General features: G+C 46.8%; 14 protein-coding genes and 1 riboswitch. Of the genes, 7 read left to right on the top strand and 7 right to left on the bottom strand.

The genetic code is table 11. From position 1 onward, the window contains the following. Positions 1-46 precede the first annotated feature (46 nt). A complete protein-coding gene (locus tag NDI34_RS02845) occupies positions 47-727 on the bottom strand; it encodes a tetratricopeptide repeat protein (RefSeq protein ID WP_348231782.1) in 681 nt (226 codons plus the stop codon). Between the two features lie 222 nt (positions 728-949). Between NDI34_RS02845 and NDI34_RS02840 the strand changes: the two genes are divergently transcribed. Both NDI34_RS02840 and NDI34_RS02835 read left to right on the top strand, forming a co-directional pair. Beyond that, positions 950-1,381 carry a BlaI/MecI/CopY family transcriptional regulator gene (locus NDI34_RS02840; protein WP_190410694.1) on the top strand — a complete coding sequence of 144 codons (432 nt, stop codon included), beginning with the start codon at positions 950-952 and terminating at the stop codon, positions 1,379-1,381. Next, the gene (locus tag NDI34_RS02835) at positions 1,372-2,214 is read left to right on the top strand and encodes a M56 family metallopeptidase (RefSeq protein WP_190410693.1); all 843 of its coding nucleotides are present in this window, start codon (positions 1,372-1,374) and stop codon (positions 2,212-2,214) included. The genes NDI34_RS02840 and NDI34_RS02835 overlap by 10 nt, the downstream gene beginning before the upstream one ends. A gap of 97 nt (positions 2,215-2,311) precedes the next feature. On the opposite strand, the gene NDI34_RS02830 is transcribed toward NDI34_RS02835, so the two are convergent. Continuing rightward, positions 2,312-2,974 (bottom strand): HupE/UreJ family protein, encoded by a 663-nt coding sequence (locus NDI34_RS02830; RefSeq protein WP_190410692.1) that lies wholly within the window; start codon positions 2,972-2,974, stop codon positions 2,312-2,314. A gap of 21 nt (positions 2,975-2,995) precedes the next feature. Continuing rightward, positions 2,996-3,146: riboswitch (cobalamin riboswitch) on the bottom strand. A 95-nt stretch (positions 3,147-3,241) separates the two neighbouring features. Between NDI34_RS02830 and NDI34_RS02825 the strand changes: the two genes are divergently transcribed. Then, entirely contained in the window at positions 3,242-3,367 is a 126-nt protein-coding gene (locus NDI34_RS02825) for a hypothetical protein (RefSeq protein WP_277877478.1), read from the top strand. A 12-nt stretch (positions 3,368-3,379) separates the two neighbouring features. On the opposite strand, the gene NDI34_RS02820 is transcribed toward NDI34_RS02825, so the two are convergent. The 4 genes from NDI34_RS02820 to NDI34_RS02805 all read right to left on the bottom strand — a co-directional run bounded on the left by NDI34_RS02820 (position 3,380) and on the right by NDI34_RS02805 (position 9,583). Further along, positions 3,380-5,128 carry an ABC transporter ATP-binding protein gene (locus NDI34_RS02820; RefSeq protein WP_190410691.1) on the bottom strand — a complete coding sequence of 583 codons (1,749 nt, stop codon included), beginning with the start codon at positions 5,126-5,128 and terminating at the stop codon, positions 3,380-3,382. Between the two features lie 128 nt (positions 5,129-5,256). Next, the gene (locus NDI34_RS02815; RefSeq protein ID WP_190410690.1) at positions 5,257-6,303 is read right to left on the bottom strand and encodes a YdcF family protein; all 1,047 of its coding nucleotides are present in this window, start codon (positions 6,301-6,303) and stop codon (positions 5,257-5,259) included. A 75-nt stretch (positions 6,304-6,378) separates the two neighbouring features. After that, complete coding sequence (gene pap, locus NDI34_RS02810; protein WP_348231780.1) at positions 6,379-7,866, bottom strand: polyphosphate:AMP phosphotransferase; 1,488 nt, start codon at positions 7,864-7,866, stop codon at positions 6,379-6,381. A 226-nt stretch (positions 7,867-8,092) separates the two neighbouring features. Beyond that, on the bottom strand, positions 8,093-9,583 hold the full coding sequence (locus tag NDI34_RS02805; protein ID WP_348231779.1) for a choice-of-anchor Q domain-containing protein: 1,491 nt from the start codon (positions 9,581-9,583) through the stop codon (positions 8,093-8,095). Between the two features lie 652 nt (positions 9,584-10,235). Here NDI34_RS02805 and NDI34_RS02800 point away from each other — a divergent pair. The 3 genes from NDI34_RS02800 to NDI34_RS02790 all read left to right on the top strand — a co-directional run bounded on the left by NDI34_RS02800 (position 10,236) and on the right by NDI34_RS02790 (position 14,531). After that, positions 10,236-12,890, top strand: a complete 2,655-nt coding sequence (locus NDI34_RS02800; protein ID WP_348231778.1) for a filamentous hemagglutinin N-terminal domain-containing protein — start codon at positions 10,236-10,238, stop codon at positions 12,888-12,890. Between the two features lie 248 nt (positions 12,891-13,138). Next, positions 13,139-14,137 (top strand): UDP-glucose 4-epimerase GalE, encoded by a 999-nt coding sequence (gene galE / locus NDI34_RS02795; RefSeq protein ID WP_190410685.1) that lies wholly within the window; start codon positions 13,139-13,141, stop codon positions 14,135-14,137. Beyond that, positions 14,130-14,531, top strand: a complete 402-nt coding sequence (locus NDI34_RS02790; protein WP_190410684.1) for a hypothetical protein — start codon at positions 14,130-14,132, stop codon at positions 14,529-14,531. The genes galE and NDI34_RS02790 overlap by 8 nt, the downstream gene beginning before the upstream one ends. 44 nt (positions 14,532-14,575) lie before the next feature. Here NDI34_RS02790 and NDI34_RS02785 read toward each other — a convergent pair whose 3' ends face one another. Further along, positions 14,576-14,722, bottom strand: coding sequence for a hypothetical protein (locus NDI34_RS02785; RefSeq protein WP_190432807.1), 147 nt, complete (start codon positions 14,720-14,722; stop codon positions 14,576-14,578). 27 nt (positions 14,723-14,749) lie between these two features. Here NDI34_RS02785 and NDI34_RS02780 point away from each other — a divergent pair, with 27 nt between their 5' ends. After that, the gene (locus tag NDI34_RS02780; protein WP_190410682.1) at positions 14,750-15,061 is read left to right on the top strand and encodes a hypothetical protein; all 312 of its coding nucleotides are present in this window, start codon (positions 14,750-14,752) and stop codon (positions 15,059-15,061) included. Positions 15,062-15,257: the final 196 nt, after the last annotated feature.

Raw genomic sequence — 15,257 nt, 5'->3', positions numbered from 1 at the left:
GCTTTGAGTTTTAGCGATCGCATGGATGATTCAAGGTAACAAATGATTAAGAAAACAGAAAATGACTTGACGAATGAAGCTCTTTAATTTCTTGTAGTAAACTTTGATATTGTTGTCGTTTCCCTTGTTGTAGATAGAGATCGGTGGCTTTCTCAAAATCTGCTCTCACTCCCTGCTTATCTCCCAACGTGTAGTGAATGAGACAGCGACAGTGATAGGCATCGCCATCCTGAGGATTGAGTTCAATCGCTTGGCTAAAGTCTTCTATTGCTCCCGGATAATCTTGTAGTTGGGAGCGGACAAAACCCCGATTATAGTAAGCTAAAGCGAGGCTGGGGTCGATCTCAATTGCTTGGCTAAAGTCAGCGATCGCTCCTTGCGTATCTCCGAGGGCAGCGCGGGCAAGACCTTGATTCGTGTAAGCTTGGGCATTATTGGGATTGAGCCGAATTGCTTGGTTTAAATCAGCGATCGCTTCTCGGTAATCTCCGCTCAATACCTCGTAAACTCCGCGCTTGAAGAAGCCTTCAGCACTCATTTGAGCTGTATCGGTACTCGCCATTAGCGTGATTTGTAATGGCTGAGCTTGAGCCATCGGCGACGAATTCAGCAGTGGCATTACAATGCTGAAGATAATGCTGAAGATGACAATCTTGCGGGAAAGGCGACTCATAACATAGACGTTGAGAACATAGATGTTGAGAAAGCACTGCGTAACACCCGTCATTTAGTAGCTAATTGCTCACAGGCTGTAAGTTTGTGGCTACACAAACAAAGCCTGCCTACGCAGGCTCAATGTCAGCAGATTTTGCTCTGATTGGGATGCAACCCCATTATTTTGAGTTGAGTCGTTGTTGCCGTCAAAAGACAAGCTGTCAAACTTGAACAAGAGTGCAAGTTTGGAGTGTAAGCTTATTCAGAGATTGCACAAGGCACAAAGTTCAGATGTATGGTTCCTCTACCTAACTACCGTCCCAAACAACTTTCCCTTGGCCCTTTGGAAGCGGAGATTTTAAATATCGTCTGGGAACTCGGCTCTGCCACCGTTAAGGATGTACACGATCGCATTCTGGCTGACCCAGACCGGGAGTTAGCTTATACTTCTGTAACTACGGTGCTGCGTCGCCTGACCCAAAAAGGTTGGCTAGCTTGCGATAAACAAGAACGAAGCTTTTGCTGGCAACCTTTGGTATCGCGGGAAGAAGCGCAAGTCATTAAAGCTCACGAACAGTTACACCAGTTTTTGGCAGTGGGGAACCCAGATGTCGTCGCCGCCTTTGCAGATAGCCTAGATAGCGCTAGCGTAGAGCAAATAGAAGCGATCGCGCTTCGTCTTCAATCCGCACGCAAAGCGAGAGAGGAGGGAAAATCATGCATCTAGCGATGATTCTGACGGCGTTAGGATTGGCGTGGTGTCTGAGATGCACAGGGTTAGAGCCATCGGGAACTTGGACGCAACGCTGGCAACGATCCTTTGGGTTATTTTTGTTTCCGCCGCTGCTATTGATCGTGACAGCGATCGCGGTTATTTGTATGGGTGCAGACGGAAAAATGGGAGGACTGCAAGCCGGATGGTTCAGTTACTCCTTCGCCTGGGGATTTTTAGGCGTTGCCGGAATTTTATGTCTAAAGCTGGCACATGAAGGATGGCGTTCGGTACAACAGACACGCACTTATCCCCAAATCGAGCTTGAAGGTAAATTGGGTCGCCTTCTCAATGCCAGCGTTCTATTTAGCGCCCAAATTGGTTTCTGGCAGCCTGAATTAGTCGTCAGTCAGGGATTGTTAGAAACCCTCGATCGAGATCATCTAGAAGCAGTTCTCGCCCACGAACAAGCGCATTACTATTATCGGGATACGTTTTGGTTTTTCTGGCTTGGCTGGGTGCGCCAGATAACCGCTTGGTTGCCGAATACAGAAGCTTTGTGGCAAGAACTTTTACTATTGCGGGAACTTCGTGCGGATCGATGGGCGGCGCAACAGGTAGATCCCTTATTGTTAGCAGAATCTCTGCTATTGGTGGTGAGTGTCTCGCCAGTACAGTCTGAAAGTTTCTGTGCAGCGTTCAGTGCCATGACCCCTCGAAATCGTTTAGAGGAGAGAATCGAAGCGCTTTTGGCACCATCAGAGGAGTCAGCTTCACCCAGCTTATGGCTTTGGCATTGGATACTACTAGGGTTTCTGCCGCTAGTAACCGTGCCGTTTCACACTTAAATTTTGGTGTTGCACAATCAGGATAATTTCCTTTCAAATTTCGCGCAAAGACGCAAAGTTTTTGTTAGCGTCTTTGCACCTTTGCGCGAGATTATCATTAACCGAGGACGGAATTACTCAAGAAAACCACTCCAATCGAGCAGATAGCCAAACCGGCGAATCGCTGCCAGGGTAACGGTTGAGTGGCAGATTTCCGGCTCACTGCATTGCCAAGCAGCATGGCAACCAAGGCAACGCCATATTGAATGAAAGTGAAACCCAGAAGGTAAGCAACAAGCGGCGTCATACCAGCACCGACGATTGCCTCGCCATAAGCATAGCCGTGAAATAAACCAGCAAGCGCTCCCAGCGCTATAAGAACCATCCAGTTTGGTTTGTTTGGCGTTAGCAGCAGCGCCCCAAAGACAATCACGGAACCGGCGATCGCTATCTCATCTGCCGGTAAATCTAGATTGAGTAAATGAATCCCAGTTCCCGCCAAGGCTGCCAATACAAACCCGACTGGGATGAACGCGCCCCGCACTTGCCCAACCGCCAGTAGCCCAATCGCCACCACAAACGCAAAATGATCCAGTCCAATTAAGGGATGGGCTAGTCCTGAAAAGAACCCTTCAAATAAATTAGACGGCGTCTTGCCACCCATTGGATGGTGAGCGATCGCCCGCTGGGCGCATAGGAAAGTGCTAATTAAAACCAAAAATACAATTACTGTTCGGCTTTGCATCAGATTTAAGAAAGCAAAGCGTCTATCTTTAGACATAATTCTGTACCTCGCAGATTTCGCAAATCAATTTCTCTCGGCGGGTATTCTGGCTGAGAGACCAAAACGACGGATCTCATTACAGCTGCGGGACAGCGACGGTTTTACACCGAACTTTCCCCGTTACCTCTGGTGGCTGCTCCCCACCAGAACCGATTGAGTAGGGCAATCATATCACTTCAGTGCTGGCATTTTAAAAAGTATGGGTAAAATGAACCTCAAACAGATGACTCCAAGAGCCGCTTTATTTGAGGAGGAATCGGAAAAATGTGCGTTAATTGTCTGCTGGGTTCGGCTTTAATGTTCTTTACACCCAGGGTTTCCGAAGTACCATCCAACCCGACGAATCAAATTGCATTACCTCAAGAAACTCAAATAGCGATCGCTGCTTGAGTGCCACTAAAATTAGCTGAGGATTTCCTTTAGCTCGTGCTGGTTCCAAAGTGAACGGTAAAGTCCAGGTTGTTGCAAAAGTTCGGCATGAGTCCCAGACTGCACAATTTGACCTCGATCCATCACAAAAATGCGATCGGCAGTTGCAGCCGCAGACAATTGGTGAGAGATAAAAATAACCGTTTTGCGCTGGATGCCTTCCGAAAGATTATTCAAAATGGCTGTGGCAGTTTGATTATCAACGCTGGAGAGAGCATCATCCAAAATCAGAATCGGGGAATCCATCAGTAAAGCACGGGCGAGAGCCGTCCGTTGTCGCTGTCCCCCTGAGAGGGTAATGCCGCGCTCACCCACAACGGTTTCGTATTGCTGGGGAAAATTGAGAATTTCCGGGTGAATTTGCGCTTGCTTGGCAGCATTAATAATCTCTGTCTGTTCGCTCAGAGGATTGCCGTAGCGAATGTTGTTTTTGATGGTGGTACTAAACAGAAAGCTGTCTTGCGGGACATAAGCGATCGCTCCGCGCAAATCGGGCAATTTGATCTGCGTAATATCATTGCCATCTACGAACAAACTATCGCTTGGAATATCCACTAATCGCGGCAAGGCATTGGCAAGTGTCGATTTTCCGGAGCCAATTGGTCCCACAATCGCCACGGTTTCCCCTGGTTCAATCGTAAAGCTAACATTCTTAAGCGCGGGAGTTTCGGCTCCCGGAAACGTATAACTGAGTTGACGGGCTGTTAATTTACCGCTTACTTTTTCAACGGGTAATGCGAGTGCATTCGGAGAATCTTTAATTTTGGCTTCTGCCATCAGAATTGACTCAATGCGGTCGATACTCACCTCACCTCGTTGGTAGGCAGTAATCGTAAAACCCAGTAGAGCAGTGGGGAAAACTAATCGTTCAGTATAGAGAATCAATGCCAGAAAATCGCCAATTGTGATCGCACCCGCCACAATTGATCGCGCTCCAACCCATAGCAATATCAGTAAGCTGATAAAAGCCATGCCTTGAATGATTGGAAACAAGACATTTCTGGTCTTTGCTAATTGGATATTGGCTTGCAACAGGCGATTATTTAACCGGGAGAAGGCGCGGCGTTCGTTCTCCTCCTGAGCGTAGATTTTGATCAGACCAATCCCGCTCATATCCTCTTGAATCAACTCGCTGATGCTAGAGAGTTCCTCTTGCAACACCAGCTGTTCGTTCCGTAGGCGATCGCTAAATAGCTGCACAGCAATCAGCATAAACGGATAGACTGCGATCGCCAGCAGACTCAGCTTCAAATTAATCGACAGCATCACCGGCAATGTCAGTCCGTAGGCAAAAACTGTATTCGCCAAACTCAATACCGCAAATCCCAGCAGACGCCGGATATTATCCACATCGCTAGTCGCCCGGTTAATCAAATCTCCCGCTGTGTTGCTAGCAAAATAAGACGGTTCCAGAGTGAGTAAATGCTGAAAAATCTTTTGTTTCAGGTCAAATTCTACTTGTCGCCCGACTCCAAACAGCAAGATGCGCGAAGCCATCCGCACTACCCACATTGCCGAAGCCAGAATCAGGATTAGCGCTACATACTTCCAGATTTGAGCGAAGTCGAACGCTTGGCGGAGTTCGTCAACGCTATCTCGAATCAGCAAAGGGATATAAACGCCCACTGCATTCACAACAAACAGCGCGATAACGCCTAAGGTAGCCTGTCGCCAGTGGGGACGCAGATAAGCACCCAATTTTTGCAGCCGAGAGTGAGCCATTCTGTGAGGACTGAGGATTAAAAACTGAGAAAAGGCAACAGACAAAAAACTTTCTTGCAACCTGCAAGAAGCTTTCGCCTAACATCCAATCCCAAACCATCGTAGACGAATTGGCGCTCGTGCTGCTTCTATAAAACGAGGGGTGTCAACCAGCCGCGTAAGAAGTAGTAGATGAAAGTGAGATATTCTTCTACCACTCGCGTTGTCGTGACTAGCGCTTCCACGGTGGGAACAAAATCCGTGACGGTGATGCGTCGGGCAGGCGTTGCCCCACTTTGAAAGGTAAAGAAATCTGTAGCTCTGGGAATGACCGTGACGCCCAAATTGGCAAACGTAAGGTTGGCACGGCGAATATTTAAGCCGGAGGCAACGAGAATAATCCGGCGCGATCGAATACCGCGCTGCCTCAAGATTTCCTCAACCCTGACGGCACTGGTGCGGAGATCAACCCCACGCGGTTCAATCACAATTCGGTTGCGGGGTACACCCATCCTGACCAGCAGCGCCGCGACATCGTTAGCCTCGTTAACACTATCTTGATTTCCTGTCAGCTCCGCTCTAGGTCCTGCACTGACAATCACTAAGGGGTCATTACCGCTCCGTAGCTGTTCTTGATACAGCTGAGCAGAGTATAGAATGCGATCGCCTGTATCAGTTAATTGAATCTGCGTCCGGTAGGGAAGATTGGGTTGTGTCGTCCCTCGCCCCAGCACCACAATCGCCCCCACAATTTGAGATCCGGTCGGCGTAATATCAGCCGGACATTGAGTTTGACAAATCAGTTGCCGTCGTTGCTCCAGTTGAATCGCCTCCACTTCCGCTTGCTGAGCCAGCCAGTAGGCAACGATTGGCAAACTAGACAACAGCAAAACGAAGAAGGCTATCCTAAGTTGGTTCCAGGCTACGCCTGTTAGCGCATTCTTTTTCACTCCACCAATGGCGAACAACAAAAGCATAATCGACAACCCCAACGGTTTGAGCGGAAACGAAAGAATGTTCCAGGCACTCGATACCAACCTTTCATTGGGGTTGTAAAACGCCATCACCATGATGACAAACAACAGCAGCCCGCCCAACCAAGCGAGATATTGTTTGGGAATCCATCGCACTAACAAAAAATAGACTAAGGTGCCAATCAGCAGCCACAGCAGAACCCGCGTTAGTAGTAAAAACATAGTAGGTAATTGGTAATGGGTAATTGGTAATGGGTAATTGGTAACGACTATTCACCAGCGATTACCGACTGCCTCTTATTGACGTTTCAATTTTGCCCGAATCGCCTCGGTTACGGTTTGAATTACCTTAACACGGGCATAGTATTTATCATTCGCAGCAACAATTGTCCAGGGAGCGTTAGGAGTGTTCGTCCGCTGAATTGCTTGATTGACTGCCACTTCATAGAAAGCCCAATTGTCCCGATTTCGCCAATCTTCGGCGGTGAGTTTGTATTCTTTAAAGGGGTCATTCTGACGCGATATGAATCGCTGATACTGTTCTTCAGGACTAATATGCAGCCAGAACTTGACCAAAACGTAGCCTGCATTCGTCAGTTGGCTCTCAAACTCATTGATTTCCTGGTAGGCTCTGCGCCATTCCAGTTCTGTGGCAAAACCTTCAACACGCTCTACTAACACTCGCCCGTACCAGCTGCGGTCATCAATGCCAATTGTCCCTGCTGTTGGCAACCACCGCCAGAACCGCCAGAGGTAGTGATGCGCTTTCTCTTCATCCGTAGGTGCTGCGAAGGGATGAACGGCATAACTGCGGGGGTCGAGGACATCGGTTAAGCGTTTGATGGCTCCTCCTTTCCCAGCCGCATCCCAACCTTCAAACAGCACCAAGACGGGCACTTGATGTTTGTGAATCTTCATCTGAAGCTTCAGCAGTTCTACTTGGGCATCGCGTAACTGCTTTTTGTACTCATCCCTGGAGAGAGCAAGATTGAGATCGACTTGCGCTAAGAGATCCGGCTCTGCTGGGTTGAGGTGTTTTTGAGGGGGTACAGGGGTGATAGGCGTCCGAATGTGAAGTCGGTCGAGGGCTTCTGTAAGAGTGGCAGCGAATTGGGTGAGGACTTTGACCTGCGCCCAGCGTTGGCAGTTGCCCTCCACTAATGTCCAGGGGGCGGAGCCAGTGCTGGTTTGGACGAGCATTTCTTCGGCATAATCTACATATTTACCGTAGTGTTTCTCTTGTTTCCAGTCTTCCGGACGCACTCGCCAAGCGTCTAACGGATCTTTGGCATATTCTTTGAGTCGGTGCTTTAATTCTTTGCGGCTTAGATGAATCCAGAATTTAGCGATCGCATTTCCATCATCCACCAGTTGGCGCTCAAAGGCGTTTATCTGGGCCATCACGCTTGGGATTTTTGAGTCCTCGATTCGTGCAAACAGCCGGTCTTCTAAAACATGGGTGTACCAGCTATGATAAAAAATCCCAATACTGCCCTTGACTGGCAGTCTCCGCCAGAAGCGCCACAAAAAAGGGTATTGTTGCTCTTCCTGGTTGGGAGGCCAAATCGGGTGAACCGTAAACCCTCGCGGGTCCATGTAATTGACCATTTTCTTGACTAAAGCACCTTTCCCCGCTGCCGCCCAACCTTCCAGCACGACAATCATGGGTAGCTTTTTGTCCCAGCAAGCCTTTTGGAGCGATCGCACTTGACGCATTAGCGTCTCAATCTGAGAATCATAGATATTTTTATCGAGGCAAAGATCCAAGTCCAGCGTATCTAGCATGATGTTGACTAGAAAAGAGCAGTACCTTTAACTATCTCCTAGTCTTGCACTTGTTGCGCTGACTATTTAGTAACAATCTGCAAATGTCAAAGCTTAGACATAAAAATACAGGAGCCAAAAACAAGAAGAAAAAGTGCTTTTTTCTTCTTGTTTTTGGCTCCAAGCACTAGATAGTTTGAAAATCGGTAATTGGTAAATTACATCCCGTTACCAACTACCCATCTGATTATTTTGCTTCAAATGCTCCGATATCGCAAACACCACCTTGCGGTCTGGCAACACCTCGTTGATCCGTTGCCAAGCAAGTCGCGTTATTTCCTGTATTAATCGCTGGACTCCCTGCTAATAAGAGTAGAGTCTGAGTCAAACCACCAGTCGCAGAAAGTGCACCTAGCATTGGTTCAACAATCGTGATGCCAACCGCGCAGTTTTTGTCAGTGGGATCGTTTGGGTTTTTGGCGGGAAATTGGATATTGTTGCCGCCATTAGTCATTTCGTCAGAACAATTCTGTTTAATATTCCAGGTATTCCCCCCATTGTCCGCCTTATTGTTAGCGATGATTGTGTTCCTCAGCGTTATATCTGGACTGCTGCCAAAAATACCAGCCCCCATAAACCCAGCATAATTGTTAGCAATCGTGACATTATTGATGGTCATCTTGCCACTGGTTCTCATGATTGCGCCGCCTAGACCCCCCTTGGCATCTGGAGTCACAGCACGATTCCCTGAAAAAGTAGTATTAGAAACTTCTGCGCTTACGTCATTTCCCGTCCATAGTCCCCCGCCCTGATTCGCAGAAATGTTGCCAGAAAAAGTAGTGTTCCTCACTACAAAAATAGTGCTGTTTGTTCCGGCAGTGTAATTAGGGGCAGTTGTGGTGCCACCGACCACGAAAATAGCACCGCCAAATCCTTTGTCGCCAGTGCCCGTAACGCTATTTCCAGAGAAGGTATTATTTTCGATTGTCGTCGTATTGTTGTTATAAAGTTGGTTAAAGAAAGCCCCACCTTGATTGGTGGCAATATTGTTTGTGAAGGTGTTATTCCGGAGAATAATTTTACCTAGATTACCATTCACACCATCATTATAAATAGCACCACCTGCCCCACCAGGAGCCACAATTCCAGCGGTATTTCCCTTGAAAGTGCTATTCGTTACGGTTAAGTCGCTGAGCAAGTCATAGATTGCTCCGCCGAGGCTAGCTTGATTTCCGGTAAAAGTGCTTTTATCTACAACAATTGTACTTTCACTCTTACTATAGATTGCACCGCCTCCCGCCTCTCCCGGCATTGTTGATTTGTTGTTGTTAAAGGTACAGTTCAGTACCACTAACTTACCTCTGTAGCCGCTATAAACGCCGCCACCATTTTCGGTACTAAAGCCATTCGCAATAGTGAGATTTCTTAGAGTCAGTTGAACGAGGCTATCAGTGGAAAAAATCCGATTAGTTCCATTTCCGCTGAGAGTTACTACACTTCGTCCGTCGATTACTGTATTCGCGGAAAGTACCTTTTCTTTCACTACAATCGTATGCGGACTAGAACCACAATTAAAGGTTACAGTCCCCCCGCCTACTAAAGCAGTATCTAAAGCAGCTTCAGTACAACTTGCAGCGGTTCCGTTCCCGACAGTTCCAGCCGCCTCAGCTTTTTGATGTGAGGAAATCGTTAAGGCAACACAGAAAACGAGAGTTAAGAAATAGAGTGGTTGTTTCATACCAAAAACCTCATTATTCAATATTAGAAGAGATTTATTGTTTGCAATTGCATGACCAAATGAGCTTACTTATTTTTAGATGTAGAATATGGTGCAATTGCAAAAAAAGGTTGGAAGTGAGAAAGGTTAGAAGCTGAGCTAACAACCCAGATATTTGACAGACTCAATATTTGTCGGTTTCCTAACAAATCCGGCAGTCTCAGATCGAGGAATAAGTTGTAATCTGAAATAGAGCCTTTACCAAAAATAGGAATTTTAATCCTCCGCGAATATACGTAATTTTAACTTTGTAAAATTTCTTGCAACAAGCCTTGTTAAATAGTTCTTTGTTATAGCTGTCAATCCGGAAAACTTTTCGATTTTCAGTAAATTTACACAGGTTTTATATTATTAAAGCATTGCCAAAGTACAAATATATTTTTATTTAAAAATAGAAATTATAGTTAACCGTAGAATTAGCTATTGATTCGTATTTTTGCGTACAATATAAAAGTATTTTTATCCCTATATTTACACAAATAGAGTTTAATAAAATTCGCTTTTAAAAATATTTAATTTATTTATTAATGAAGCCTGTTTGAGATCCTGATAGTTCTATCAATCCTGGTAATGAGGAGCAGGATAAATCATGATCCCAATGGGTTAACACCAGATGAAATCAGCTTTTGAAAGTTCTGGCGTATTGCTTGGCTTACTAGCCGTTGCACCAGCGATCGCTGTGAAACCGGCACAGGCAGAAACGATTGTTCCAGCTCAAGACGGTACGGGCACAATTGCCGCTCCTGAAGGCAATACAATCAATATCGGCGGAGGAAAACTGTCTGGTGATGGAGCAAACCTTTTCCACAGCTTTGAGCAATTTAACCTCAATGCAGACCAAATCGCTAACTTTATTTCTAATCCAAAAATTGAAAATATTTTAGGTAGAGTGGTGGGTGGCAATCCCTCTACAATCGATGGCTTAATTAAAGTCAGCGGAGGAAATTCTAATTTATACCTGATGAATCCATCGGGGATTATATTTGGTGCCAATGCCAGATTGGATGTGCCGGGAAGCTTTACCGCAACCAGTGCCACAGGGATTGGTTTTGGCTCTAATTCTTTTAATGCTAGCGGCGATAATAATTACGCAACCTTAACGGGAATGCCCAGCAGTTATTCGTTTAATACTGCTCAACCGAGTGCTATTGTCAACTCCGGAGAACTAGCAGTTAAAGAAGGGCAAAATCTTACCTTGCTGGGTGGCACTGTTGTTAGCCAGGGAACTCTGTCAGCACCAAGCGGTAAACTAATTGTGGCAGCAGTACCGGGTCAGAATACAGTCCGGATTAGTCAACCCGGACAATTGCTAAGTTTGGAGATTCAACCCATTTCTCCTGATGCTAGTCAGTCCTCAACCGCAACAGTTTCCTCTCTACCCCAGCTACTAACAGGTAGCAAAGCGGGAAATGCCACTGGACTGACTACAAATAGCAAAGGAGAGGTAGAACTAACAGGTTCTGGTATCAAAGTAGAAGCGGGGGATGTGGTAGTCCGTCAGCTCAATGCGGGAACAGCTACACTTTCAGCCAACCATAATTTGACTCTGGTTGAAAGCCAAATACAGACATCTGGGGATATGAATTTGCTGGCAAAAGATACCGTGCGAGTGCGGGATAGCGTCGCGACTCCTTTTGTGGCAAAGGCGGGAGGGAATCTCACCGTTCAAGGCAATAAAGCGGTTGATATTTTGGCACTGAATCACCCAGAAACACCCTTTCAAAGTGGCGGCAATCTCAGTTTAATCAGTGATGGAGTGATTTCTGGAGATGCTCACTATTCAGCAGGGGGGAATTTCTCAATTCTCAACTTATCGGGAGCTGGCGGCAAGTTTCAAAGTATTTATGACCCCATCATTACGTCTGATGGTGATGTCATGCTTGATTCTTATACGGGTGCTTCCCTGAAGATAATCGCAGCCGGAAAAATTACGATTAGTGGAGATATCGTCATTAATGCGATCGATCCAGAGGTAGATCCTAATAGTCGTGCCCTGATTTTACAAGCAGGTGCGACTGGGACAACTGATAACGTACCCTTCGCCGAACCCTTTCCGGGTGCCCCTCCCGAATATTTTGACGATGCAGGGGCAAATCCCTCCTACACAACCTTTGTGAAATCTCCTACCTCAGATGGAACGATTACAGTTGCAGGAACCATTAAATCTGATGATTTATTGGGACCAGCGGAACCTTTAAATGTTACCTTTTCGGCACCGGGTGATATTAATGTTCAAACCATTCAGTCGTCTGGTGGAAATATAAGTATTAGCAGCACCAGCGGTTCTATTAATGCCGCCGATCCAGTTAATCAAGTTTACAATTTAGACTCTCGCAATCGCCCTGGTAATGCAGGTGCAATTACCCTCAGCGCCCCATCGGGAAATATTACAACCGGAGATATCTTTTCCTCTTCTGATAACTTTGGCACGGCTGCTGCTGGGACTGGCGGCGCGATCGCAATTAGCGCCGGAGGCAATATCAAGACTGAAACCATAGATTCCAGTTCTAAGTGCAATTCTTGCTCTTCCTCTGGCAATGGCGGTGACATCACGCTGATTGCTGGTAATGATATCGCCGCCAAAATCATCGATGCTCAGAGTCTTGGCAGTGGCACTGGCGGTAATGTAACTATCGCGGCGGGACAGAATCTCACCGTTGATAATAAGTTTGTTACTTTTACCTACAATAACCCCAGCATTAACACGACCGGAACGGGCGGGGGTGGAGCCATTAATATCAATCATCACGGGGGAGTTCCAGTCCCCTCGACTCCATTTGTTGTTGGCGATCCCACGACGAATGGAACTGCCCAAGCCATCACCACGGGCACTTCGACAATTTCGCCCCCCGAATCTTTCCCCGGTGGAACTGTTCAGGGCAATATTACGATCAATACCACTCCTCCACCGCCAATTCCCGCGCCAATTCCTGCACCAAGTCCTGCGCCAACTCCCGTGCCAAGTCCTGCGCCAACTCCTACCCCCATACCCAGTTCAAATCCCCAACCGGAACCTGGGAACCAACCCAAGACAGAAATTGTGACAGACTTTCAAGGAAATACACTCTCACCTGTACCAGTAGCGGGTGCAGAAAATCAAAGACCGATTTTGTGTACGGTAGAGAGTCTCGAAGATGAAAAGCTGCCACTTTTACACAGGTTGCCTCGCTGTCAAGAACACCGCGATCGCCGCAATCAACCACCGGCAAGCTCTAAAACCCTGTTTGTTCCCCGACAACAAAGCGATCGCGCGCTCCCTCAAAAGTAATCAAGGTCACTAAAGCGCTGGGTTGTAAGCTTAGCCGCAAAAATCTCTAAGATATAATTTTGAATCGCACAGAAATGGGGATGCTTCCGCGTTTCTGTGCGATTTTCAGACGAAAGAGGTATGCGATCGCTAGTTTGGTGAAGGAAAGTATTTATAAGGAACACAGGCTCTCTTACTGAGGACAACGCATTGCCCTCAGTTAGCTATCCTTATAAAGCACTGATTCAAAGTTTGAGAAGGTATTGAACGTGTCGCAAGTCAAACCAACCATTCTGGTGACGGGTGGAGCTGGATATATTGGAACCCATGCTGTACTGGCGCTGATCAAGGCAGGCTATGGGGTAGTGGTATTAGATAACCTGGTGTACGGACATCGGGAATTGGTGGAAAATGTACTCAAAGTAGAACTGGTAGTGGGAGATATGAGCGATCGCGCTCTCCTCGACCAACTCTTTGCCACTCGCAACATTGCGGCAGTTATGCACTTTGCCGCCTATATTGCGGTGGGAGAGTCCGTCACCGATCCCGCCAAATACTACCAGAACAACGTCGTTGGCACTTTGACACTGCTAGAAGCAATGGTGGCAGCAAACGTGAAGAAATTTGTCTTTTCTTCCACTTGCGCCATCTACGGGATGCCCCAGGAAGTTCCCATGACCGAACACCATCCCCAAAATCCCCTCAGTCCTTACGCGACGAGTAAGTGGATGGTAGAGAAAATTCTGGCAGATTTTGATATTGCCTACGATTTAAAGTCCGTGGCGTTCCGCTATTTCAATGCTTCTGGTGCGAATCCCGATGGCTTACTCGGTGAGGATCACGAGCCAGAGACGCACCTGATTCCCCTAGTACTTCAGACAGCTTTGGGCAAACGGGAATCTATCTTCATTCTCGGCACCGATTACCCGACCCCAGATGGCACCGGAATTCGGGACTACATCCACGTCAGCGACTTAGCAGATGCTCACGTTTTAGGGCTAGAGTATCTCCTGCAAGGGGGAACGAGCGATGTCTTTAACTTAGGCAATGGCAACGGTTTCTCAGTCAGAGAAGTGATTGAGACAGCCAAGGCGGTCACGGGGCGGGAGATCAAAGCAGTAGAACGCGATCGCCGTGCCGGGGACGCCCCTATTTTAGTCGGCAGCAGCGATAAAGCAAAAAAAATCCTCGGTTGGTGTCCGCAATACGCAGACCTGAGTAAAATCGTTGCTGACGCTTGGCAATGGCATCAGCATCGTCATGGATAATTCTGGAGTGGAAGTTAGATTAGGTCGTTTAGAATCGATTGTTGAACAAATTGCAGAGGCAGTACTTGCCAGCGCTGACACAATTGACCGTCTTGGCGAGCGAGTAGATGCTCTCACAATTCAAGTACAACAACAGGGAAACCTTAGGGAGGCAGTAATTGCCACTAATGAGACAATTAACCGCCTTGCTGACCGAGTGGATGCCCTGACCATTCAAGTACAAGAACAGGGGCATCAAGTCCAACAGCAGCACTATCAAATTTTTGCCTTAAGCGATGCGGTGCAAACCTTGGCAGAAACCCAAGATGATTCTCTTGTGCGGTTGATGCAGCTAACAGAAGCTTTACAACGCCTTGTGGATGCCATTGAAGCAACCGAAGAGACCGAATCTTAATCTCGGTCTCTGGTTTGCCATCGTATCCCGATTGGCTGTCAATCCTAGGGAAATAAAGTGGAAGTACCCATCAACTCATCAGGAGAGTTTTCATGCACTTTCTTCGTCGGTACGCTGTCATCCTTCCCGTGACTGCCGCCGTCAGTTTCTCGATTGTCAGTTGCACCGAAAGCAAAATCACTCAGTGTCAAAAGATTTTCAAGATTACCAATGAAACGGTGAATGAAACCAAAACCGTGACCAATGGAGGTCAGAATAGCTCTCCAGAAGCGCTAGCTAAAACAGCCGAGATTTGGGATAAATCAGCTCAAAAAATGAAAAATATTAGCGTCAACGATCCAAAGCTTAAAAAGTTTCAAGCTGATTTTATTAGAATGTATCGAGAGAGTAGTAAGGCAACTCGCGAATATGTTTCAGCTCTCAAAAAAAGGGATTTTCCCGCAGTTGACGCTGGATTTAAAAAATTGCAGAAATCCTATAATCCAGAAAAAAATTTAGTAAACGGGATAAACAGTTACTGTGGAAGTTAACCAAAAGCTGCCTGCGATTTCCACTCGCTCTCTAAAGCTCAAAAAAGTAGTAGAAGAGAAGAATCAGGCTATTTTTCTAAGCTAAGTTCTAGGAAGTCTATTTTTAATTCCCTGTAATCCAGTGTCAGGCGTGCAAAAGTGCGGTAATGCACTTAGAGTCTACAGCGATCGCTCTTGAGCTAGCGATCGCGGGCTG

This window comes from Trichocoleus sp. DQ-U1 (assembly GCF_039961925.1).
Lineage (GTDB): Bacteria > Cyanobacteriota > Cyanobacteriia > Cyanobacteriales > FACHB-T130 > FACHB-T130.
This window is presented reverse-complemented; position numbering and strand designations above follow the sequence as displayed.

Bases quoted from the DNA above. Each gene is read 5' to 3' on its own strand.
- NDI34_RS02845 (WP_348231782.1), bottom strand. From the start codon at position 727: ATGACGGGTGTTACGCAGTGCTTTCTCAACATCTATGTTCTCAACGTC.
- NDI34_RS02840 (WP_190410694.1), top strand. From the start codon at position 950: ATGGTTCCTCTACCTAACTACCGTCCCAAACAACTTTCCCTTGGCCCT.
- NDI34_RS02835 (WP_190410693.1), top strand. From the start codon at position 1,372: ATGCATCTAGCGATGATTCTGACGGCGTTAGGATTGGCGTGGTGTCTG.
- NDI34_RS02830 (WP_190410692.1), bottom strand. From the start codon at position 2,974: ATGTCTAAAGATAGACGCTTTGCTTTCTTAAATCTGATGCAAAGCCGA.
- NDI34_RS02825 (WP_277877478.1), top strand. From the start codon at position 3,242: ATGTGCGTTAATTGTCTGCTGGGTTCGGCTTTAATGTTCTTTACACCC.
- NDI34_RS02820 (WP_190410691.1), bottom strand. From the start codon at position 5,128: ATGGCTCACTCTCGGCTGCAAAAATTGGGTGCTTATCTGCGTCCCCAC.
- NDI34_RS02815 (WP_190410690.1), bottom strand. From the start codon at position 6,303: ATGTTTTTACTACTAACGCGGGTTCTGCTGTGGCTGCTGATTGGCACC.
- pap (WP_348231780.1), bottom strand. From the start codon at position 7,866: ATGCTAGATACGCTGGACTTGGATCTTTGCCTCGATAAAAATATCTAT.
- NDI34_RS02805 (WP_348231779.1), bottom strand. From the start codon at position 9,583: ATGAAACAACCACTCTATTTCTTAACTCTCGTTTTCTGTGTTGCCTTA.
- NDI34_RS02800 (WP_348231778.1), top strand. From the start codon at position 10,236: ATGAAATCAGCTTTTGAAAGTTCTGGCGTATTGCTTGGCTTACTAGCC.
- NDI34_RS02790 (WP_190410684.1), top strand. From the start codon at position 14,130: ATGGATAATTCTGGAGTGGAAGTTAGATTAGGTCGTTTAGAATCGATT.